Below are 21871 nucleotides of genomic sequence, written 5' to 3'. Positions count from 1 at the left end.
GGCACAAAGATGATGTCAGGCCACTAGGTGCATAGGCCGCACCGTATCAGGGATCACAAGGCCATCGGAGAAGAACATGATCTCCGAACCCTGATAACGGTCCTGAGCGCTGTAGCTAAGGCCATACACGATATTCCGAAAGCGCCCATACATTGGGCCAATCTCAGGCGCGTTGTCATAGGACACGATCCAGTTCTTCGTACGAAGCCGGGCGATGCGCTTCGCGATCTTGAGGTGGTCGTCGTGCTGATAGTGGTGTAAGTAGAGGTCGCTCCCCTTGACGTAGTAGGGCGGGTCTAAGTACAGCAGGCTCTTAGACGGGAGCTTAGGGGCAATCTCGTCAATGAACGCGAGGGCGTCTTGCTGGTGGAATTCGATGCGCTCCCTTACCCGTGCAATTGCATGAATCCGAGTGACCAAGTCGGCGGCGTTGAACCGGGCGTCAATCTTCCATTTGCCAGTCTGCGCTTTGCCGCCAATCACGCCTGCGTTGAGGATTCCCGACCGGTTGGTCCGGTTCAGGAAGAAGGTCGAGAACCCGAGCGTGAGGTCGTCATGCTGATCCGGCTGCCGTTGGATTTCGCGCTGCCGATACCACTCGTCCATCGTGACCGACGCTCCGCTAATCGCCGCGCAGAGGGCGTCAGTGTTGTCTAGGACTGAACGCCAAAAGGCCGCGACACCGGCGCTGATGTCGTTGATGTAAATCTTGCGAACGTACTCCTGCAAGAGCAGCTCTAGCGCTACGGCTGCGCCTCCAGCGTAAGGCTCCACGTAGGCACCGTCTACCAGCGAGTTCGCTTCGAGGATGCGTTTTACGAAGGGGACCAATTTGCCCTTGCCCCCAGGGTATCGCAGGGGTGTATAAAAGGCCGATGGTCGAGGTTCGCTGCTCATTCGTAGGTTCACTCCCAAATCTTTGTAAATGCGACCTGGACCTCGGCCCATCCGGTGCGCAGCTCTGATGCGGTCGGCAGCGCGTAGCGGCTGTGTATGACGCCATGTAGGCGGTCGATACTGAGCGCTGCATTCGGGTTGCTTGCTAACGCACGGAAGGCTTGAAGGTCGCGCTTGCTTGCGCCATTTAACTGAAGCCCCGCTGTAACGACCTCGACCTTCTTCTTCAGCGGCAGGTCCACGTTGTAGTCCTTGACCTTCTTCTCGGCGCCGTAATGGTCAAGCGATAGTTCCAGGAAGACACGAAACGACGCCGCGACCGACACGGGGTAGGTATCGAGCGGTAGCTTGCGCAGCTCTCGGCACATCTGCTGGAGCTTCTGGTCGTTGATGTTCAGCGGCGTTTGCGCTTGCCCAGGGATCAGGGCCTTGCGATCAAGGAGCGAGCGAGCCTTCGCCGCAGGGCTTGCTTTGGACATGCCCTTTGTATTCGCGTGCGCTGCCAATCGGTCGAGCGGTTCTGGCGTACCTGTGCGCCTACTCAGGTCCGGCAAAGCAGCCTTGAGCGAGTTGACGTACTTCAGTCGGTCGTCTTTGCCTTTGAGCTGTCCGACCGTGATCGTCTTAGACGCGATGTCGTTGACGACCTTTTTCAAGGGGCGGATCAGCTCAGCTTGCGGCAGGTCGGACAGCAGGTCGCCACCTTCAAGGGTTAGACCGAGCAACTCGCGGATTTCCGGCGTGGCCAGTAGGCGATCTAAGTTCGTGATGGGGAAGCGCTCAAGGGCGGCCAATTCCGACTCTGTCAGTTTTCCGGCAGCTTTGACGAACTCCAACACCTTCAGTGACGTGTTCTTGCCGCGGTAGCGCGCCGTTGCGATGCCGTCCCAACTGACCACGCCGCGACCATCGTTTTCGCCCGTATGGATGGCCTCGATCCAGTGACGGGCATCGGACTCGCTCTTGCACACATACACGTCAATCGGCTGGATCGCGTCGAGGCTGAAGTCCTTGGCAAGCCGACGCAACTTTTGGATAGTGAGGTCGCCAACGCCGGTCATGCCATCGAGCACGGCAGGGTTGGCCAGCACACGAAGTGCGGCAAGCCGGCGATTGCCGTCAAGTACGATGTATCCGAAATTGCCCTTGCCAGTAGCCTTGGCCACCAGCATCCGATGCGCAGGGCTCAGCCCGTTTTCTACGATGTCTTCGGCCAGGTTGACGAGCTTGGTGCCCTGCGATTGAACAATCTTTTGCAGGGCTTCGCGCTGGTTGTCGAGCCCGTCAAATCGCGGGTTCTTCAGGTCAAGTTGCAGTTCGTCGAGATTTACATCTGCATTGCTCATTTTTTCTCCGTACGACCTCCCTGGCCGCCGCGAGAGTGTGCCATCACACATGGCTATTGCAGATTGGTGTCAGCGCTGACATCCGGGCGCTCGACATAGCGCCTGGCATGCGACTTCGTTGATGCTGGATGACGTTGCTGTCGGCATGGGTGCTCGCCAGCTCAACGCTGAGCAGAATGACGAGGGCTGGCACCATGGGGTCGTACGCCCTGCGTGAGCGAATCTAATCCTGTATCCAAGCACGTATCCAGGGTTATCGGACTCTATCGTGGGTTTGAAGACTGAATAATGCCATGCGGGGGGCCGCTGCGCTGATCTGCTCCAGCGGTCGCATTAGGTCACATGGGTCGATCGAACTCATCGGGGAGGCCCTATGTCGAAGACCCGCCAGCGTCGCGCTTTCCATAGCGCGCACGCGCGCCGGCTCCCGCTGCCTCTGTGTTTGCCTTCGGTCCCTTAAACGAGGCCTTTACGGCCGCCGGCGCGTCCTCGTCCGGCACATAAACAAGCAGATCCCCGGTTGTGCATTCGAAGTAGCGGCACAAGCGGTCAATGTTGGCGATCGTGGCGTTGTAGCCGATCGACGACACCATCTTTGACAGGGTGGCCCGGTGAATTCCGGTGGCCTCTGCGACCTCACGCCACTCAACCCGGCGACCCGCTCGGAAGCTGTGTTCGGCCATCAATTCAGCCAGTCGGATACGAATCATCTCGGTCACCACGCATCTTGTATCTAGTCATTATGGATGCGATGTGTTGTGTAAACGCGACCTATGGACCTGACAGGACTCCAAACTCTTGATGATCGCCTGTTAATTGATCATGATGCGTATACGCAACTTTTGGTCTTGAAGGGAGATTGATGCGCAAAGTTAACGAACACATGGAGCAACCCAATGCAGTGGCTGTTCCAGAGCAAGCCGACATGGCCGTAGCCCCTGGAATTCCAGGCAATAGCCATGACCGGCGACCTCAACGCATCCGAAGGTGCGGTGCAGGCGTAGCCAGCAAGCCCTTGCAGACGGCTCGGCTGCTCAGCCCGGTTTCGCAGCGTCGGCATGCATGCGATGCTGATCTGGGGTGGGCGGCGGGCGTCCTGGATGGCGAGGGCTGTATCCATATTGCGCGCCAGACCTATGGCACCAGTGGCCGCCGGCCGACTTATCGGCTGCGGCTGCAGATTGCGCAGAACGACGAGATGCTGCTCAAGGAATTTGAATGGGCCGTCGGTGTCCCTGGGCGGCTGTACAGCGCCAAGCCCACGTTCAAACAGAACAGGACCTGTCACAACCTGACCTATGACGGGGTCAAGGCTTTCGACGTGCTTGAACGGCTCTACGAACACCTGCGGCGCAAGAAGCCGCAGGCGGCACTGGCGGCTGAGTTTCGTCAGCGCTGCGACATCCATCGCCACACCGGGCCGCGAGGCTGCCCGCCCGCCTTGTGGGAACTGCGCGAGTGGTACTACGAGCGAATGTCCGATTTAAAGCGTAGCTGAGCCGGAGGCTGTGATGCATAAGACCGAGACACCTCGCAGCGCCGACCGCGCTCAGCTCAGTTTCTACGTAGAAAACCTCCTTGCTGCCTCCCAGCGCAGCTTCGACGACGAACAGCAGGCCCAGCATCTGGGCCGCAGTATCCAGGTCTACGACCGCAATGAGCTGGCGCAGTTCCAGGCCTTCTGGTCTAGTGATCGCAGTGACGGCGGTGCCAGCGCTCGCAAGCTCCTCCAGGCGCTGGAACAGCGTGACCCTTGCTGGCCTTGCAGCCCAGTGCCCGCAGACAGTGTCCTGATCGAACTCGCCAACAGGTTCCCCAACTTTGCGCCGGCAGTCGACCATGTGCGTCGCGCTGCCGCCCTGGCCCGGCTGGCGCCAGGCGGACCGCTGCACTTGGCGCCAATTTTGCTGAACGGTCCACCCGGCATTGGTAAATCGGCCTTCGCCCGGGCCTTCGCTGCGACATTGCAGGCGCCGTTGCTGCAGTTCAGCATGACGCAGGCCACGGCGAGCTTTGGTTTGGGGGGCTTGAACGCGCAATACTCCAATGGCGGGCCAGGGTATCTCGTGCGTTCCCTGGTCGAGCGGGGCGCACCCGATGCCGTGGTGGTGGTCGATGAACTCGACAAAGCCGCCGTCGACGCGAACCACAACCCGACCTTGCCCCTGTACGAACTGCTCGAAGCCAGCACGGCGGCCCGCTACGTGGATGACGGCCTGCAGATGCCTCTGAACTTGAGCGGCCTGCGTTGGATCTGCACCTCGAACGAGGTCTCGTTGATTGCCGAGCCTTTGCTGTCGCGCTGCATGCAGTTCCAGGTTGCAACGCCGACGCCAGAGCAGATGCGTGCGATCACGGCGACCGTGTATCGAGACATCGTCGCTGCCGGCAACTGGGCGGCTCACTTTGACCCTGAGCTGCCAAGGGCGGTCGCGGAGGAGCTGGCCGAGTCCGTGCCGCGTGACCTGACCCGTGTGCTGCGCAGCGCGCTCGGCGCAGCTGCGCTGGCCGGCCGTTCAACGATTCGCGTCACCGATCTGCCGATGCAACAACAGTCGGCCCGTCGACGCATCGGGTTTGCCTGACGGCTTCCTCCTCATGGATTCCAACGCAATGACTGACTGTTCGATGTCTTCGGGCTCCCGCTGGTATGCGCAAGACCTACCCGCCAAGGACTCCCTTCAAATCGCCGCCCAAGTCTACGGGGTCATACCGACCGGCTGGCTGGCGCTTTGGCGGAAGACGATGCGACAACTGGTCAATGCCCGGACGCCGGACCGCGAGTTCTCGTTGATGTACCTCAGCGTTGACTGGGACAACGGCCTGCTCGAACTCGACATGCCCTGGGCCGACGAGGTGCTGACCGGCATTGCGCGCCGCTGCGCGCGGCGCTCGTGCTTTATATGCCGCCAATGTGGCAAGCCCGGGCTCCTGCGTCGGTTCGATATGAGCGATGTGGCGGTGCTGTGCGCGCGCTGCGCCGCACCGGAACTGCTGCATCGCGCCATCGATGACACCGTCAAATACCCGGGCCTGATCGCCATCGGCGGCAGCGCCGACGATGCGCGGCGCGTTCCAGATGTCCTGAGGAAAGCCTTCGTCCGCGCAGCCCGCCGCGACGACGCGACCGGCCCTGCCATGGATGCCGCCGGTTTCCGCCAGTGGGTCGCGCAACTGCAGCGTGTGCAGAGCGTCTTGCCGCCCCGGTCCGCCTGAATTCGCCGAAATGAGCAGGGGTGTTGCGAGGCCGATCGGCCCACAAGCGCGATCCGAATTGCTACTCTGAACTTGAGCTGACCAGGCAAGAGCAGCCCACGCCGAGGACGGCGCGTGCGGCTCTTGCCCAGTAGTGCATTCGAGAAGAGCTGTCGGCATTCCGACGGCTCGCAGCATCGCCGGTGCTCGCCAGCGCCGGCTTCCTCCGTATCCCTTTCTGGAGCTTCCTATGGACGCGAACTCGTCGTCGTTGATCGACCCTGCCCAAGACATCCCTGCGCTGGATGACGAGGTGGACATCATCCTTCCCTCCGAGACGCTGAGCCCGCCAGTCCCGGCGTTGCCGCTGCGCAAGCCAGGCCTACCCAAGACTCCGCTCGTGATCCACGAGCTCGATCCGCACGCCGTCATCGTGCCGGACACCTTCAACCGGCTGAAGGACTTTGCCGATGATCCGAAGTTCGAAGAGCTGCGGATCAACATCGCCTCCGCCGGCCGCAACAGCCAGCCCATCCTGGTCCGGGCGATCGAGGGCCAGCCAGGTCGCTACCTGCTGGTCTTCGGTGAGCGGCGCCTGCGGGCCTGCCAGTTGGAAGGGCTGAAGGTGCACGCCATGTCCATCGGGGCCGAGACCCCGCCGGAGGCCGACTGCGTCGAGCGCATCCGCGAGAACACGGGCAGGGATGAGCTTTCTGCCTACGAAATCGCCCAGCAGCTCAAGCACGCCGCCACGACGCTGAAGCCCGGGACGCAGGGTGAGCTGGCCGCGCTGCTGGGCATCAGCAGCTCAAAGGTCAGCCGGGCCAAGGACCTGGCTGCTTTGCCCGACGAGATGATCGAGGCCTTCGCCTCGCCGCGCGAGATCCGCGTTCAGGACATCAAGACGCTGAAGGACGCTTGGTCTGCCCAGCCCGAGGCTGTGTTGCGTGAAGCCGCGCTCATCACGCAGTCGGCTCAGCCGCTGACGCGCGCCGAGGTGCTGCAACGCTACCGGGACGCGGTGAAGGCAGCAGCGGACGCAGCCGCCGCGGAGAAGGGAGAAGGCAGTGACGGTTTTGCACCGTGCAAAACGGGTGCTGCGCCTGCCAGGCCGGTCGAGCCGAAGCCCGAGCCGCTGGTCTGCCACGGCAGGCCGGTGGGCGAATGGCTGATGTCGGCCCAGGGCGCACTCGCCATCCGGCTGGATGCGGCCATGTCGGAGCTGCAGCGCCGCAAGCTGCTGGAGCTGGTGCAAGGCTTCCTGCAGAACAAGGTGCTGGCCAAGCCGAAGGCCGAGGCGGTGGTGCCGGCAGGCGCCGTCGCCATGGCCGATGCCGGCAACGAGGCCGCTCAGGCCACGCCGCCGCTCCCAGCGAAGGAGGTCGCATGAACGCCGCCACGCCCAACGACAACGAAGAAACCAAGGCCGTCGGAGCCACAACGAAAACGAAACCCAACGATCGCGAAGCGTCCGCCAGGACATTACCGGACGAAAGTTACTGTGAAGCAACTCCTCGTTCGGTAATGTCTCACGCACAAAGCCCGAATGGGCTTGGTGCGCACAGCCAGAGGGGCTTCGCGCAGCGGGATGCGGGTGGCGGGGCGTCGGGTGTCGGTGCGGCAGCACCGGCAGCCGGGGCCGTGCCAGCTGCGGCCTGCGAAGCAAGCAGGCGGGCGCAGCTCGCCGGGGTGGCGCAGACCTCCGTCTCGATGCGCAACGCGATCGAAGCTGTATTCGCCAACGAAGTCGCACCGCACACGATGGAAGGCGTCATCGAAGCAGCGCAGACGCTGCTCAACGCCGTCGATGCCGCACGCGAAGCGCGCAAGGATACGGAACCGAAGCCATCCTCCCTCGAGGACTACGAACGCAAGCAGCTGCTGGTGGATGAGGCCATGGAGGAAGTCCAGGGCAGCTATGGCGACCGGCTGGTCCGGGTGATGGGCGGCTGGGCCGGCAAGGCTCAGACCTTCAGGGCCATGCGATCGGCCCTGCGTCATCGCGCCGTCAGCGCGGTGCGCAGCAGCCTGCGGGTGCTGACGTCGCTGCAGGGCAAGCCGGACTTCCTGGGCCTGCGGCCCGCCGTGGTGAAACAACTCCAGCAAGAGCTGCCAACCCTGGGGCATGCGTACCTGCTTGATCGGGATGTCTGCCTGGCTGCGGTCGGTTGTAAGTCCGAACCCGCCAGCTCCAAGAGCCGCATGCTGAAACGGCTGCCAATGGGTTGGCGGGAGGGCTTCCTCGAGGCCGTGGCGAGCTCGGCCCAGTACGCCATGCCTTGCGCCCTGCTCGACGCCTGCGGCCTGCGGCCGGTCGAGTTGGAGAAGGGCGTCGCGATGGAGATGAAGGGCGATCGGATCCAGGTGCGCATCGAGGGCGGCAAGGTCCGCGATGGGGCAGGGCAGCCCTGGCGGCAGTTCGAGCTGACGCGGGAGGCGCTGCCGGCCTGGGCCTATGACAAGGTCAATCAGGCCACGGCGCTGACCGTGTCAGCGGATCCCGATGCGCTGCGCGCCTTCATCGGGCGCGTGTCGGAGAAGCTGTTCCCGCGCCATGACCCGCCCAGGGCGAACGACATCCTGCTGTCGGCCTATTTGTTCCGGCATGCGCTGGTCTCCGACCTGCGCGCCGAAGGCTGGGACTCGGCCGACATCGCGGCCGTCATCGGCGAGAGCTCGGCGCAGACCACGAAGTGGTACGGCGTGAACTGGGGCACCGGCGGGCGGCGCTCTCACAAGACGCGCGTCGCCAGCATCGTGAAGGACACCGTGCAGACGGCGCGGCCGGTGCGGCCGGCGTCGACTGCCGGACTCGACATGCTCAAGGAGGCAAGCAATAGGTCACGAAGCGGGGTGAGCTTGAGGCGGTAGAACGGCAGCGTCTGGGCGCGGCGGCGATTCGTCGCCGCCGTTCCATCGATAGTGATCCCGCTGGCTTGGCCTTTTTGCAGGACCACGCGCTGCGCGCAGACTGACTGAGCGGGATTTAGCTGCCGGATTGGCGCTGCCGTCGAATTTTCTCAAGTGCAGCCATCGCGGACGCGTATGTGCTCGGTTTCGCGCTGCCCTCGGCCTGGAGGCGCGCGTGCAGTGCCGTGTTGAGACGAGGCCCGGATGCCTCAGCGGAGGCTTGCATCGGATCGGTTGTATGGGTCTGCTTCTTCAGCATCGTGCTGTCAAAGGTAGCACGATGACCACCCAGCAGCTACCACGATCCGCAGGGACTCTGTCGTTCGTTGGCAGCGCAGCACATGCTTGCGAACGAACTACGACTCGTTCCTGCTGCGCTCCACGATCGAGCGAACCATGTCGGCGGCATCCGTTTCCAAGGCCTCGGCGATCCGTATCAAGACGGCGAGCGATGGCTGCGTCTGGGCGACTTCGAGCCGCGCAATGAAGGATCGATGGACGTCGGCGCGGTGCGCCAGCTCCTCTTGGCTGATCGCAATGCGTCCGCGGCGCGCCTTGATTTCGGCGGCGGCGGCCTTCAATACCTGTTCATCTTGTGCTTTGCGCATCCCCCGAAATGGTGGATGTGGAGTCGCATATATGCACCCGCATATATGGTACAAACTGCGCGCTGAAACGGCACAGCACTGCGCTCACGAAAGCGACCAGGTTCGCTGTGCTGGGGTGCCGGTCTGACCGGCGTGTCGGTTCTACCTGGGGAGGTAAGGAACATGAGGATTGGATTGAATTGCGCGGTGTTCATCGTGGGCACGGCGGCGCTTTGGATGACGCAGACGGTTCAAGCTGGGCATGCCGATGTCGCTGTATCGAGTCACGGCGTCGCGCAGGGCACCGGAGCCACATCGAGCGAGTCGCAGTCTCGCTCGAAGGCGACGCTGACCGCAGCTTCGCTTGGGGCACAGCGGGACAGTGATCCCTCGTTGAACGGATCGATCAGCGGCAGGACAGATCAGCCACCTATTGCCGTACTGCAGGCTGCAGCGGAAGCGGCAAGGCGAGACCAGGATCCACTGATCAACGGAGCCATCGGTTCGCCAGTCACTGCCAGCATCGTGCGCGATGCCGTCGCGAAACGCTGATCCACCGAAGAGAAGAGTTCATGAAGCTTGAGAAAAACCTACTGGGCCTGGCCATTTCCTTGACGGCTTTGCCGGGCTTGGCCGCCCCCAACAATGAAGAAGTCGACGTCGTCGGCATCAAGTTCGGCATGTCTCCCGAGCAGGTGATGACCACGTTGAAGAAGAACAGCGCCGAGACGGCGGTGCTCAGCAAGATGACGTACAAGGCTGGGCCGGGCAACAAAGAGGGTATTGCGTCATTCCAAACTTGTGATCGCCCTCTGAACAAGAAGGAACTGGCTCCGAAGTGCGCGGACGAGATCAGTGTCGCGTTCACTGCGGGCACTCAAGAAGCTTTTTACATCCGGCGAAAAGTGGCCTACGACGGCAAGCTTAGGCAGCAAGACCTCCGAGCGGCCTTGGAGAAAAAGTACGGCTTCGTGCATGCGAACGTCGTGAAGCAGTTCGGCGGCACCGGCGAAACCATTTATGGCGCCATGGCCGCGACGACGGATGGCAAGCTCAGCTATGCGCGGGTCAACCCTGCAGGCTGCGATACCGGAGGCGACGGTCCCATGCTGGAGCCGACCCGTGCAAACGGGCGCTGTAGTTGGGCGATGGTGACAGAGACGTCGGCGATGGGGGCACGCCGCGACCTGGTCGATAGCCATACCTTGGCCCTCACCAGTCATGCCGTGCTGTTTCGCTCGCTGAAACTGGAGCAGGCTGCACGCGACAATGCCAACAAGATCCAGAACGCCGAACAGGACAGGAGAGTACAGCCGGGTGCGCCGAAGTTGTGACTAAGCACGGACTTTCTACGTAGAAATTTGGTGCGAGCCAGCCAGCATCAGATCATCCCGGGCTTCGGGTTCCACGGTCCCATTTCAATGGTTGTGTGTGTTGTGCACATCCGGCACATGAGCATGCGTATGCGTCTTGGCCTGATGTCGATGCACATGGCTGTGCGGCCCTGCCGGCAGGATGTCGTGAGTGTGGTCGTGGTGCCCGTCATCGTGTAAATGGACGTGCTCGTGTTCAAGGTCGTGGTGCTCATGCTCGTGGTGGTGAGATTCGGCCAGGTGAACCAGCACGCCGATCAGCATCAAGACGCCACCGAGGGCCAAGCCCCAGCCGCCAGTCCGGTCGCCCAGAGCAAAGGCAAGCGCAGCACCGATGAAGGGAGCGAACGCAAACACGGAGCCGGTTCGCGCTGCACCGAAGGCCCGCTGAGCCAGCAGGTAGAAGCGCAGACTCAGGCCGTAACCGGTCGCGCCAACAGTCATCAGACCCAAAGCCTTCCCCAGCTCGGGTAGTGGCTCACCCGTCACGATGGTCAGGCATGCCGTCGCCGAGACGCCCAGCGCGGCCTTCGCCAGTACGACCTGACCCGGGTCCCGCTCGGCCAGGGCTCGCGACAAGGTGTTGTCCATGCCCCAAGCAGCGGTGGCCACCATCACGGCCAGCAATCCCCACAGCTGGCTGCCGCCCCCCTGGCTCTGATCCAGTACCAGGGTGACGCCGCCGGCCAGCAGCAACAGCACCGCAGCCTAGATATCCGGTGACCCAGATCTCCACATGAGCGTTGTCGTGGGCGACCCAGGATGGCCCATGGTCGGGAGTGTGTTCCAGGAAAGATGGGGGACGCGTCTGCACGCCCGTTGGCTCAAGATCGCAACTGCACTTGCGAGTGGCGAATGCGTAGTTGTAGATCTCAACAACGCGAGGCAGATCCTCTTCACTGGCGTCGCGGTACGAGTAAGTCGTGCTAGGGTCGAAATTTCGATGGAGGATGCTGGCGCAGAATAACGTTGTAGCTAGGCGGTCTCAAAAACTAACTACCGCGGCAAAGTGCTGTGCCACAAGCGCGTCATGCCGAGGCGAAAGAAGTACCGGGGTTGATGCACTTGAACTCTTTCGGGCCGTCACGAGTTCCCGTCATTTTGCGCGGATAGCTCGACACCGTGCGCCCGTCCAGCCCCAATGACCTGCACTGCTGCACGCACTTCTGCTCAAACGATGGAAGCAAGCGAACAAGCATGGCACCGACAAGACAGGATAGGACAGGACAGGACAGGATGAAACCGCAGAATGCTAGAGGCACGATTCAATTGCGGCAAACGACTGGGCAGAACCTCACGCTGCATAAAGTTGAAGCTGAACCGCGAACGACGGCCTGCCGACGCGAGCCGGCTTGATCGACTGGTACGGCATCACTTCTTCCTTGTGTAGGGGCTGTGCCATGGCTTGGATCGCGGGGCTAAATCGGCCCGCCTTTCATGGAGAAGATGAGAAAACTTGCTTTGGTTAATGGCGGCCTACTTGAACAGGAACTTGAATAGCTTGGACAGGAAACCCTCGGGTTGCTGATGGCTGCCGGCGCTCGGCGGCATCGGCGGCCTCTGGGTGTATCGAGGTTGGCTTGTTGGCGGAGCCGACGGCGCTCGGCGCGCCGTTGGCTGCTGTGCTGTCGGCGCCGGCGGCGCTGTCGCCCGAATCTTCGCCAGAATGGCCTCGTTGGGCGTGAGCGGCGGCGACGCAAGCCGGGGAGTCGGCGCGGCATATTGTGGAACTGGCGCCGAAGGCCTCGGCGCGGGCGCGGCCCTGGTGGGCATCGCTTGGTCCTTGATGCGCGCGAGGGCGTCTTGGTTGGATGCGATGGGCGGGCGCGAGCCGACACCAGGCCCGGCCATGCGGCGCTGAGCCTCGGCCTCGGAGATCAACGTCATTTGCCCGTTGGCCGTGATGTTGATCGACAAGTGCGTGTAGCTGAATCTGCTGGTGGTCTTGGAGTAGGGCGGGTCCATCATGCCGGTGATGCTGACCCACTTGCCCTCCCATGACTTGTCGGGACGGTTCTTCAAAACAGCCATGCCCTCCGGCCAAATGGCAGCCTTGAAAATTTGGCCTCGCCAGTTGCCGAAGTTGACGAAGATGTAGGGCTTGTTGGAGCCCTTGATCCTGGCGAGGTTGACCTCGACGATCCTGCCGATGACCTCGACTTTGTCGCCGACATGCTTTAAGCACTGCTCGTAGTCGGAGCCCGAGAGCACGTCATATGCGCCGATGTATCCGAGCTTCGGCGCGTTGGCGGCGGTTCCATTGAACGCAATCGCCGAGGTGGTCTGCGGGATGCTGCGGCCGGCGATGAAGTCGGCCAAGCTCGGCGCGTTGGCAATGGAGGCCATGCAAACCACCGCGAAGTTCTTGGCGTCGGCGGCCAGCGCGCTGTTGGCCGCGAGCAGCGCGAAGACAGGCGAGGAGCGAGGATCGGCGAAGTCGTTGGCCCGAAACAGGATGGCATCGACCTCGGAGTTGGTCGTGCGCCAAAGGGACTGGTCGGCGCGCAGGGCTTTGAGCGCGACGTATAGGCTAATCAGCGAGAAGCGGTCGAGCGTCGGCCCAAACGGGTTGGCCGACTTGCGCTGCGGGTGTTGGAAGTTGAGGTGCCCGGCCTCGGCGCTGCCCAGGTCTTTGATCTCATCGACATACATGCCGTCTTAGTCGATGAGCTGGACCGACGAGCCGTCGCCAGAAACCATGAGGTTGCCGGTCTGCAGGTCGCCGTGGGCGATGCGCTCCTTTTCCAGCATGGCCGCCATGGCCACGAGCGCGTCGGAGAGCTTGCCCAGGGCCACAGCGTTGGAGCAGTTGTCTTCGAGGAACTCGCCGAGGGTCTCGGCGGCCTTGCGTCGCTTCTTGGCCATTTCAGGCAAGTCAATGTCGAACGCAATCGTAGTCAGCTTGTCGGCGATGGCTTCCGCATGCTTCTTGGCCCACCATTCGCCGAGCATGGCCGCCATGGCATCCCTGTGGGGGCCATCGCCGCCAAAGGCCATGGCCATGCGGGCGATCAACCGCGCGCGCCTATCTAGGCTCGCGTAGATGTAGCGCTTGGGGCCGCTTGCCGCCTTGTTGACCATGGAGATGAGAGAACTCAGGTAGAGAGCATCCCAGGCGGCATTCTTCGCCCCGTCAATGGCCTTTTCCCGATTCGGCGAGCGCAGGCTCTTCATAAGCCCGGCCTTGGGCGCGTTGATCGGCGCGAAGTAAACGCAAGCCATGGTGGCGACCTGGCCGGCGAGGAAGTAATCGCGATGCATCCACTCCAATAGGGCCATGATCTTTTCAATGGGCTCGCCTGGATGGAGCAACTCAACCTCCGCCAGTTTGAGCACGGCGCCGTAGCCAGTGCTCCAGTCACGCAGTCCTGCCGCCAGATCGTGCGATTCGAGCGCGCGAGCTTTCTCGGGGCGCGTAAGGCGTTCAGCGCGCCCAAGGGCCTCGTCAGAACGACACCCGCACCTGTTGCCAAGGCGCCAACATCGAAGTCCTTGTTTGTGCCGCTGAGCTTGCCGGCTCCCGCCGCGACGGTCCCGATGGAGGACATCCGCATCGAGCTGCAGCATGGCGCCACAGCGGTCACTGTGACCTGGCCGGCCAGCGCTGCCGGCGAGTGCGCCGCCTGGATGCGCGAGTTGCTTCGATGATCCGCATTGACGCGATGTGGCTGGCCACCGAGCCCATCGACATGCGCGCCGGTGCCGACCGGCTGCTGGCGCGCGTGGTGCAGGTGTTTGGCGTTGCCCAGGTCCACCATGGCTACCTCTTTGCCAACGCCCGGGGTACACGGGTCAAACTGCTGGTGCACGACGGCTTCGGCGTGTGGTGTGCCGCCCGGCGTCTGAATGCCGGGCGCTTCGTCTGGGCCTCAGCGGGGGCAGACGCGACGGCGATCTTGGCGCTCACCGCTGCGCAGTTTGACGCCTTGGTGCTGGGCCTGCCCTGGCAGCGCTTGCCTGAGATGCAATGCATCACAAGGGCATGACGCGGTGCGGCTGACAACGGCATTTGTGCCGATGGCGCGCAGCCCCTGCGCCGGGCAAGATGGCGGGCATGTTCGGCACGCACGACCTCCCGCCTCACGACCTGCAAGGTCTGCCCCCGCAAGCTGCGGCGCTCATCGAGCAGATGCGCCAACACATCGCGCATCAAGCCGATGAATTGCAACGCAAGGACCGCGAGATCGCGCTGCGCGAGGCCAAGATCGAGAAGATCAGCTTCGAGCTGGCTCGCCTCAAGCGCTGGAAGTTTGGCGCCAAAACCGAGGCCATGAGTGCCGAGCAGCGGCGCTTGTTCGAGGAGACCCTGGCCGAGGACGAAGCGGGCCTGCAGGCTCAGCTTGACGCGCTGCGCGCTCAGGCCACCGAAGGCCAGGGCACGCCTGCGAAGACACCGTGCCGCCCACGCCGCCAGGCTCTGCCTGAGCATCTGCGCCGCGTGGAGCATCACCACGAGCCCGAGAACACCTGCTGCCCGAGCCAGGGCTGTGGTCGCCCCATGACGCGCATCGGCGAAGACGTGAGCGAGCGGCTGGACATCGTGCCGGCCGAGTTCTTCGTCCATCGTCACATCTACGGCAAATGGGCTTGCCGCTGCTGCCAGGTGCTGAAGCAGCAAGCAGCCGCCCCCGAGATCATTGACGGCGGCATGGCCGCCAGCGGACTGCTCGCCCACACCCTCATCAGCCGCTTCGCCGACCACCTGCCGTACTACCGCCAGGAGGCGATCAACGCGAGAAGCGGCGTGCACACGCCGCGCTCCACGCTGGCGGCCTGGGCCGGCCAGGCCGGTGCGGCCTTGATGCCGCTGTACGACGCGCACAAACGCTTCGTGCTGAACAGCCGGGTGCTACACGCTGACGAGACGCCGGTCGCGCTGTTGGACCCCGGCGCAGGCAGGACCCGGCGGGCCTATGTGTGGGCCTACGCCAGAAGTCACCACGACCCGACACCGGGCGTGGTCTACGACTTCTGCCCCGGGCGTGGTGCGCAATACCCCTTGGCGTTCCTCGCTGGCGACGAGCGCGAAGGACTTCCCGCTTGGGCAGGCACGCTGATGACCGACCGCTACGGCGTCTACGACACGGTGCTGGACGAGCGGCTGCACCCCGGGCGCCGCGCTGCGGCCTGCGTGGCGCATGCCAGGCGCAAGTTCGACGAGTTGGCCAAGGCCGGCACCAGCGCCGTGGGCGAGGAAGCGATCCGGCGCTTTGCGGACCTCTACGCGACCGAGCGTGAACTTGCCGGCCTATCCGACGACGAGCGGCGCAGCCGGCGCCAGGCGCTTGCTCGGCCGCAGTGGTCGCAACTCAAAGCCTGGTTGGCCCTGGAGCGCCGACGTGTGGCCGACGGGGGCTCAACAGCAGCGGCCATCGACTACACACTCAAGCACTGGGGGGCACTGACGCAGTACCTGGACGACGGCGCTGTGCCCATCGACAACAACCATCTGGAGCGGCAGATCAAGCCCTGGGCAATGGGGCGCAAGGCGTGGATGTTCATCGGCAGCGAGCTGGCCGGGCAGCGTGCGGCGGTGGTGATGAGCCTGGTGCAGTCAGCCCGGATGTGCGGCCACGAGCCCCTGGCTTACCTGCGCGATGTGCTGCAGCGCCTGCCCACGCAGCTCAACAGCAGGATCGAGGAGTTGCTGCCCCATAGGTGGCAGCCGGTCTGACGCCGATCTACGCACTGGCAAGACCGGCGTCAAGGTGGAGCGGCTGGACGCTCACCCAGGTCATGCATCAAGGAGCGGTTCAGATGCGGCAGCCGCTCGAAGTCGAACTGGTCCAGCGTCTTGGTGGTGGCGACATGGCGGTAGTCCTCGAACAGGGCAACGGCCGCATCGGTGGCCCTGAGCCACAAGGTCTTGCCCACCAGCGTGAACGGCGCCGAGTACAGGACGCGCTCGAACTGCACATGGCAGTCCCGGTGCACGCTGACGCGGTGCCAGGAGCCCAGGTCGGGCGCAACGGCCGGCAGGGCCGTGAGCAGCGGGGCCTCCAGCGCGAAGAGCTCCAGCGGGCTGCGCCGGGTCGTGCCGTGGCAACGCACGCCGGCCTCGCTCATGACCCAGACCTTGGCCTGCGCGTTGAGATCGGCCAGGTCGCGGAAGCTCCGCAGCGCCAGGAAGTTGCCCTTCAGATACTTGACGCCAGCCTCGACGATGCCCTTCTTCTGCGGGTCGTGCGGCGGGCAGGCGTCGATCTTGAATCCGTAGCCCTCGGCACACTCGGCATAGGCGCGCCGCACGGTCGGGTCCTGGGCACAGGCCCGGGTGATGGTGCACTTGGCGTTGCCGATGATGACGCGCGCCGGAACACCGGCGAGCCAATCGAAGGCGCGGCGGTGGCAGCCTAGCCAGGTGGCCACGGTCTGGTCCCAGACGAATTCGACGTACTGGTGGCGGCTGTGCGCCAGCGTCATCACGAAGGCCCAGGTGCGCCGGGGCTGCCCATCGGGGTGCAGAAGCGTCGGGCCGGCTCCGAAGTCCACCTGCGCGGCATCCCCCGGCTCGAAGTCCAGCCGGCAGGTGGTCTCGGGCGGTAGGTTCGAGCGGATGTCGGCCAGCAGCCGCCGAACGGAGGAGTAGCTGCCGGCCCAGGCGTGCTGGCGCTTCAGGGCGGCGTGGATGGCGGTGCCGGAGACGCCTTGCTCGACCCAGGCGCTGAGCAGGGCCCGGTGCGGCTCCAGGGTGGATATGGTGGTGCTGGCGCGCCGGGGCTCCCCCAGGGCGACAGCGATGGCCTCGTCGTCGGGCAGCGGCTGCTGGACATCGAGCCAGCCATGAGCAACTGGCCAATTCACGCCATTGCGCGGCCTTGCGCCGGCCCATGAGACGCGCGGCCGCGATCTCCCGGTCGGACTCGCCCTGGCGCATGCGCAGCAGGGCCTGTCGGTAGTGATGCATCTCGAATCTCCTGCGCGCCATCGCTGAGCCTCCGGGCAAAAGCCCAAGGGTAGAGATGGCGGCGGTCAATTCGGGGGGGCGTTCAACGGCCTGCTGCTGGGCCGGTGGCTCCATTACGCCGATCACGCCCTGGCTCCATTACGCCGGTCAGCGGGTGGCGCCTGTATGCCGATCACCCAGTGGCTCCAATATGGCGGTCGGTGACACCAGCCTTGGTTAACGAACGAGCATCCAGCCAAGGGCACCGGTTCGCGCTTGGGGATTCGGCGCTTGGTGCGGCGGGGGATGTTCAGCCCCAGCTCGCAGTACACCCGCCAGACCCGTTTGTGGTTCCACGGCCGGCCGTCCAGGCGCAGCCGGTCAAAGCACTTCCAGAAACCCCAGCGGCCGTTGCGCTCGACAACGCCGTTGAGCGCGTCGATGACCTCGGCATCCTTATCCTGCGGCAGCGGCGGCACCTTGTAGTGCGCCGCCCGCGACAAGCGTGCAGCCCCGCAGGCTCGCGTGATCGGCAGGCGGTACTCGGTCACCATGACCTCGACCACTTGCAGCTTCGCGGACGGCGTCAGATATTTTTCGCCAGCACATCCTTGATCGCCGCGTTCTCCAGCGCCAGGTCGGCGTACATGCGCTTGAGCCGCGCGTTCTCTACTTCCAGCTCGCGCATGCGCGTCAGGTCCGACACCGTCGCGCCCGCGTACTTGCTCGTCCAGGCGTAGTACGTCGGCGAGCTGATGCCGTGCTTGCGGCACACCTCGGCCGCCGCCGGCACGCCGGCCTCTCCCTCCTTGAGGATCGCCACGAGCTGGCTCTCCGTGAATTTACTCTTCCTCATCGGCCTCTTCCTTCTCGGTTGGGCCGCATTCTCTGATTTCAGCTGTCTACTTGGCGGGGGAGCTTACGCGAGGCCATGAACGCCAACCAGCGCCGCCTGTTCGTGGAGAAGCTGGCCGAGGACGAAGCCGCGCTGCGGGCGCAGCTCGAGCGCCTGCGCCGCGAAGCCGAGGCGGCCGCGGCGGCCACCGGTGCTCTCGCGGCTCATGCTGCAGACAAAGACATGGCGGGCCAGTAGCGCGGTGTGGGCGTGGCTGGCGTACTGGGCGGATTCAACCGGTCGTCGCAACACCTTCAACCAGGAGGTGTTGCGACGACCGGTTGAATCCGCCCTGACTTCCTCGATCCGAATGCACGATCAATCTCGGTGCTGGCTTGCGACTGGCGATGGCCCAGCTCAATGCCGTGCACACCACCGCCCTGTGGATGGCCGGAGGACTGTTTAGCTTTGTCTGTCTTGAGGTGCATAGCAATTTGAAGATAGCTTTTTGTTTTGCTTTCGATTTGCTTCCCTATTCGCACGAATGGAGCAAAAACTCTGGTTTCCACCTGTACTGTATTTGCGTTGAAGATCAAACAATAGAAGAAAAACAGTTTCAACGCATCATCTATCGGCGTTGGATGCCAACCAACAAGACAAGACAAGTGAGGGGGCGAAAAGATGAATGGCTTTGGCAAACCGGCGAAAGCGGCAGGTGATTTGCGAATCAGGCATGCAGGGTTTTGCCTGCTGCGCTCGCCGCTGCTTCCGATAGGAGGTGCCTCCTTGGTCATGAGCGAATCTCCGCAGACGCACGATTTGCGTGCGCGAGCCCTCGATGCCATCTTCAATGCCTCTCGTTCCTTGCATACCAGAATTGTTGAAGAGGCCGGAGCATGCGAGGGAGCGTTTCTGCGGTACCTACTCAGAATGAGCCTCCGTTGCACTCCGTTTGGCACTATGGCCGGCATTACGCATTGCCGGGTCGGCTCGCAGGACAACGTGAGATTTGTCGGCGCAGCCCGCTATGAGCGCCATTTGAGGCTCGACTCCGCCGTGGTGCAAGGCCTGGTGCAGCGTTTGCTGGAAGATGATGATGTCATACGGTCTGTGCGTATTCGGGTCGCCAGTAGCCTGCACGTGGTCGGGCGGCGTGCCTACTATGTACGGCCAGCCAAGGGGGCTGCAGGTTTGGGTTTTTTGCAGAAGTCCGTCGCCATAGACGACGCCCTGCATGTGCTGATTTCTGGTTGCCCCGACTGGACGGATTTCCATCGAATTGAGTGGCTCGTTCGGTCTGTTTCTCCGGAATCTTCATCCGATGAAATAACTGAGTATGTCGGCGAATTAATTCGAGATGGGGTTCTCGAGACGGACCTATCGCCACCTATTACGGGGGAGCCGCATGACGCCTGGCTGCGTCAGCGTGTGTACCAGTTGCCCGATTCGAAGCGATCTGTCGCGGAACGACTAGCTGCAATTGGTGAACTTCTTCAGTCGAAGGCCACTCTTGAGCTTCCCTTCTCTGTTGACGACTACCGGAGGGTAGAGCGCCTGCTCGAGCCGCTACTTACAGCAGAGGACGCTGTCATTCAGGCGGATATGGTCAAGCCCGCTGAGATAGCTGAAATTTCCGATTCAACACTGAACCTCGCGCTTCGCGACCTCGGCGAACTACTCCCCTTGCTACTCGAACGTGCAGCGGTACTTGATGACTTCACGCATCGATTCATCGAACGGTTTGGCGATCAGCGTGTGCCACTTCTTCAAGCGCTTGACCCAGAGCATGGCGTTGGGTTGGACGGGTCGGCCGCGGACCTTTCACCCCTTACTGCAGGCCTGGCGTTGAAGCGTGCTGGGGCCCAAGGGACGGCGGTGATGCCTGCCTTGGCTGGAATGGTGCTTGGCGCATTGACACCGGCCAACATCTCTCGCCGCCTCATCGAACTGGACGAAGCAAAGGTACTGCGGCACAAGGTCGGCACGCGCAATGTGCCGCGCCAACTTTACGGCCTCGTCTCGTTTCTCCAGGAAACTGTTGGCGGACCAAAGAAGACCGTACTGTACGGAGTCGGGGCGCCTTGCCCTTCGGTCTTGTTGGGTCGTTTCGGCTTTGCATCGAAGGACCTGCGCGACAGCTTGCTCGCCTTTCTAGAAGCTGATGAAGAGATTGAAGTGGCGGATATCGCTCACCTGCCCAACGACAAACTGGGCAACGTGGTTCAGCGTCCAACGCTCCGGACCCATGAGATCAGCTACCTTGGACGGGCTGCCGAGTCGGCGATTGAGGTTCAGGCGCGGGATATCGACGTGTCAGTCGTGGAAGGGTGTCTCGTTCTACGGAATTCAAAGACTGGCAAGCGAATTGTTCCGCGGATGGCTTCGGCCCACAGTTTTTACCGCTCCGAGCTCGCGCCGTACAAATTCCTATGTTTGTATCAGTTGGCCGGCTATGAATTGCCAGCTATCAATCTCGGAGAAGCTGTAACCGGTTTGGCTTATTGCCCGAGAGTCACCTACAAGACCTTAATAGTCCTCCCGGAGCGCTGGCGCCTCTCGGCTGCGGACATGGCAGCGCTGCGCACTATCGTAGGCACAGGCAACCTCAGCCGTATGCGGGATTGGAGGGAGCAATTGAGACTGCCCAGTACGTTCTGCTATGCCGAAGGCGACAACGTCCTAACCGTAGATTCGGGTGACATTCAGCAGCTACGTGCTTGGCTGGAAATCGTAAGGAATGACCGTGGGGTCGCCTTGACTGAATCGCTGCAGAACATGCGTACGGCGTGGGTCAGTGGACCCGAAGGCCTGTACTGCAACGAATTCATCGTTCCCTTCGAAATTGACCGGCGCGAGCCCACGCCTCGCCTCGATCTAGCTTCACCGCTGGCCGCAGCCCCCTTGCCGGTGGCACGCCAGTTCCTCCCTGGCGTGGAATGGGTGTACTTGAAGATCTATTGCGGCGTCACCATGGCGGACAGTGTCCTCCAGGCCATGGGTGAGCGGATTCGAGGCCTGGCGGCGGTGGGGCTAGCAAGTAACTGGTTCTTCATTCGTTATGGCGACCCGCAGCCCCACCTGCGCATCAGGGTGCGATGCCCGGGGAACGAAGCGGAAGTAAGCCGGTCGCTCGTTGATCACGCGGCCAGTCTTGGGGCGGAGGCGGGCATCGCCAGCATACAACTTGATACCTACCAGCGTGAGATTGAGCGCTATGGGGGCGCGGATGCCATCGGTTTGGCGGAAGCGTACTTCCATCACGATGCCGTGGCATGCCTGGAACTCATTGCCTTGCTATCACCCAATGACAGGTTTTCGGACCAGCGCTGGCTTTTGGCCTTGCATAGTGCGATGGATATTTTGGACCAGTTCGTGGTGGTTCACGATGAGCGCCTGACCTTGGCTCGAAGTTTGAGGGATTCTTTTTTTGAAGAGTTCGAAGTTGATGGTGAAAAGCGCGCGGCAATCGGAAAAAAGTACAGGCACTACAAGCCGCTCATTGAAGGCAAGGCGGTTGATGCGACGCCTGTACAGGAAGTGTTGCTGCGTAGAAGGTGCGCGAGCTCGGAGATCGCTGCTCGCCTGCGAGCCCAACTCGGGAGTAGTGCTCTGAGGCAGTGCACGTCGAGTCTGATGCATATGACTGTTAATCGCCTGCTTCACGCCAGGGCCCGTGAGCAGGAAGCCGTGATCTATGACTTTTTAGAACGCGAGATCCGGAGGCAAGCCGCAATGGCCGCAATGGTTTATCGACCCAAGTAAGGAGAGTACACCGACAAGAACTGCAGAGCACTCAGAAATTCAATTTACCAATCTACTTCCGAGAGGGTATTCCATGAGAC

At 62.7% G+C, this 21871-nt stretch carries 22 protein-coding genes and 1 pseudogene; 12 read left to right on the top strand and 11 right to left on the bottom strand.

Going from position 1 to position 21871, the window contains the following annotated elements:
* Positions 1-15: 15 nt before the first annotated feature.
* From C1O66_RS10740 to C1O66_RS10730, 3 genes are all read right to left on the bottom strand, one after another.
* A complete protein-coding gene (locus tag C1O66_RS10740; protein WP_102767876.1) occupies positions 16-897 on the bottom strand; it encodes a DNA adenine methylase in 882 nt (293 codons plus the stop codon).
* An 8-nt stretch (positions 898-905) separates the two neighbouring features.
* Positions 906-2243: a hypothetical protein gene (locus C1O66_RS10735; protein WP_102767875.1), complete on the bottom strand. Its 1338-nt coding sequence runs from the start codon at positions 2241-2243 to the stop codon at positions 906-908.
* Between the two features lie 371 nt (positions 2244-2614).
* On the bottom strand, positions 2615-2953 hold the full coding sequence (locus C1O66_RS10730) for a helix-turn-helix domain-containing protein (protein ID WP_102767874.1): 339 nt from the start codon (positions 2951-2953) through the stop codon (positions 2615-2617).
* 152 nt (positions 2954-3105) lie between these two features.
* Between C1O66_RS10730 and C1O66_RS10725 the strand changes: the two genes are divergently transcribed.
* The 5 genes from C1O66_RS10725 to C1O66_RS10705 all read left to right on the top strand — a co-directional run bounded on the left by C1O66_RS10725 (position 3106) and on the right by C1O66_RS10705 (position 8309).
* A complete protein-coding gene (locus C1O66_RS10725) occupies positions 3106-3741 on the top strand; it encodes a hypothetical protein (RefSeq protein WP_133155171.1) in 636 nt (211 codons plus the stop codon).
* A gap of 13 nt (positions 3742-3754) precedes the next feature.
* Complete coding sequence (locus C1O66_RS10720; protein ID WP_102767872.1) at positions 3755-4828, top strand: AAA family ATPase; 1074 nt, start codon at positions 3755-3757, stop codon at positions 4826-4828.
* 13 nt (positions 4829-4841) lie between these two features.
* Entirely contained in the window at positions 4842-5459 is a 618-nt protein-coding gene (locus C1O66_RS10715) for a hypothetical protein (protein ID WP_102767871.1), read from the top strand.
* A gap of 229 nt (positions 5460-5688) precedes the next feature.
* The gene (locus tag C1O66_RS10710; RefSeq protein WP_102767870.1) at positions 5689-6828 is read left to right on the top strand and encodes a ParB/RepB/Spo0J family partition protein; all 1140 of its coding nucleotides are present in this window, start codon (positions 5689-5691) and stop codon (positions 6826-6828) included.
* Positions 6825-8309, top strand: a complete 1485-nt coding sequence (locus C1O66_RS10705; RefSeq protein WP_133155170.1) for a site-specific integrase — start codon at positions 6825-6827, stop codon at positions 8307-8309. Before C1O66_RS10710 ends, C1O66_RS10705 begins: the two co-directional genes overlap by 4 nt.
* 395 nt (positions 8310-8704) lie before the next feature.
* Here C1O66_RS10705 and C1O66_RS10695 read toward each other — a convergent pair whose 3' ends face one another.
* Positions 8705-8956: a helix-turn-helix domain-containing protein gene (locus C1O66_RS10695; protein ID WP_102767867.1), complete on the bottom strand. Its 252-nt coding sequence runs from the start codon at positions 8954-8956 to the stop codon at positions 8705-8707.
* A 162-nt stretch (positions 8957-9118) separates the two neighbouring features.
* On the opposite strand from C1O66_RS10695, the gene C1O66_RS23675 reads away from it, so the two are divergent.
* A complete protein-coding gene (locus C1O66_RS23675) occupies positions 9119-9487 on the top strand; it encodes a hypothetical protein (RefSeq protein ID WP_133155169.1) in 369 nt (122 codons plus the stop codon).
* 20 nt (positions 9488-9507) lie between these two features.
* Positions 9508-10269 (top strand): hypothetical protein, encoded by a 762-nt coding sequence (locus C1O66_RS10690; RefSeq protein WP_102767866.1) that lies wholly within the window; start codon positions 9508-9510, stop codon positions 10267-10269.
* Positions 10270-10353: 84 nt separating this feature from the next.
* On the opposite strand, the pseudogene C1O66_RS10685 reads toward C1O66_RS10690, so the two are convergent.
* The 3 genes and pseudogenes from C1O66_RS10685 to C1O66_RS10675 all read right to left on the bottom strand — a co-directional run.
* Positions 10354-11016 (bottom strand): annotated as a pseudogene (locus C1O66_RS10685) (EamA family transporter); the annotation flags it as partial.
* A 768-nt stretch (positions 11017-11784) separates the two neighbouring features.
* Positions 11785-12960, bottom strand: coding sequence for a hypothetical protein (locus C1O66_RS10680; RefSeq protein WP_102767865.1), 1176 nt, complete (start codon positions 12958-12960; stop codon positions 11785-11787).
* Positions 12961-12966: 6 nt separating this feature from the next.
* Complete coding sequence (locus C1O66_RS10675) at positions 12967-13587, bottom strand: hypothetical protein (protein WP_102767864.1); 621 nt, start codon at positions 13585-13587, stop codon at positions 12967-12969.
* A gap of 24 nt (positions 13588-13611) precedes the next feature.
* Between C1O66_RS10675 and C1O66_RS10670 the strand changes: the two genes are divergently transcribed.
* From C1O66_RS10670 to tnpC, 3 genes are all read left to right on the top strand, one after another.
* Entirely contained in the window at positions 13612-13956 is a 345-nt protein-coding gene (locus C1O66_RS10670; protein ID WP_102767863.1) for a hypothetical protein, read from the top strand.
* On the top strand, positions 13953-14294 hold the full coding sequence (gene tnpB / locus C1O66_RS10665) for an IS66 family insertion sequence element accessory protein TnpB (protein WP_102767862.1): 342 nt from the start codon (positions 13953-13955) through the stop codon (positions 14292-14294). The genes C1O66_RS10670 and tnpB overlap by 4 nt, the downstream gene beginning before the upstream one ends.
* Before the next feature lie 68 nt (positions 14295-14362).
* The gene (gene tnpC / locus C1O66_RS10660) at positions 14363-15982 is read left to right on the top strand and encodes an IS66 family transposase (protein WP_102769590.1); all 1620 of its coding nucleotides are present in this window, start codon (positions 14363-14365) and stop codon (positions 15980-15982) included.
* Positions 15983-16011: 29 nt separating this feature from the next.
* Here the strand turns inward: tnpC and istA are convergent, their stop codons facing one another.
* The 3 genes from istA to C1O66_RS10645 form a co-directional block, all read right to left on the bottom strand.
* Positions 16012-17112 (bottom strand): IS21 family transposase, encoded by a 1101-nt coding sequence (istA, locus tag C1O66_RS10655; protein ID WP_243392769.1) that lies wholly within the window; start codon positions 17110-17112, stop codon positions 16012-16014.
* A 225-nt stretch (positions 17113-17337) separates the two neighbouring features.
* Positions 17338-17748, bottom strand: coding sequence for an IS3 family transposase (locus tag C1O66_RS10650; protein WP_133155168.1), 411 nt, complete (start codon positions 17746-17748; stop codon positions 17338-17340).
* A gap of 32 nt (positions 17749-17780) precedes the next feature.
* Positions 17781-18017, bottom strand: coding sequence for a transposase (locus C1O66_RS10645; RefSeq protein ID WP_165794559.1), 237 nt, complete (start codon positions 18015-18017; stop codon positions 17781-17783).
* Between the two features lie 108 nt (positions 18018-18125).
* On the opposite strand from C1O66_RS10645, the gene C1O66_RS23895 reads away from it, so the two are divergent.
* On the top strand, positions 18126-18287 hold the full coding sequence (locus C1O66_RS23895; RefSeq protein WP_165794558.1) for a hypothetical protein: 162 nt from the start codon (positions 18126-18128) through the stop codon (positions 18285-18287).
* 56 nt (positions 18288-18343) lie between these two features.
* Here the strand turns inward: C1O66_RS23895 and C1O66_RS24705 are convergent, their stop codons facing one another.
* Positions 18344-18823 carry a hypothetical protein gene (locus C1O66_RS24705; RefSeq protein ID WP_165794557.1) on the bottom strand — a complete coding sequence of 160 codons (480 nt, stop codon included), beginning with the start codon at positions 18821-18823 and terminating at the stop codon, positions 18344-18346.
* Between C1O66_RS24705 and C1O66_RS10635 the strand changes: the two genes are divergently transcribed.
* Positions 18822-21791, top strand: coding sequence for a lantibiotic dehydratase (locus C1O66_RS10635; RefSeq protein WP_165794556.1), 2970 nt, complete (start codon positions 18822-18824; stop codon positions 21789-21791). The genes C1O66_RS24705 and C1O66_RS10635 overlap by 2 nt on opposite strands.
* Positions 21792-21871 lie beyond the last annotated feature (80 nt).

This window comes from Paucibacter aquatile (genome assembly GCF_002885975.1).
GTDB classification, from domain to species: Bacteria; Pseudomonadota; Gammaproteobacteria; order Burkholderiales; family Burkholderiaceae_C; genus Paucibacter_A; species Paucibacter_A aquatilis.
This window is presented reverse-complemented; position numbering and strand designations above follow the sequence as displayed.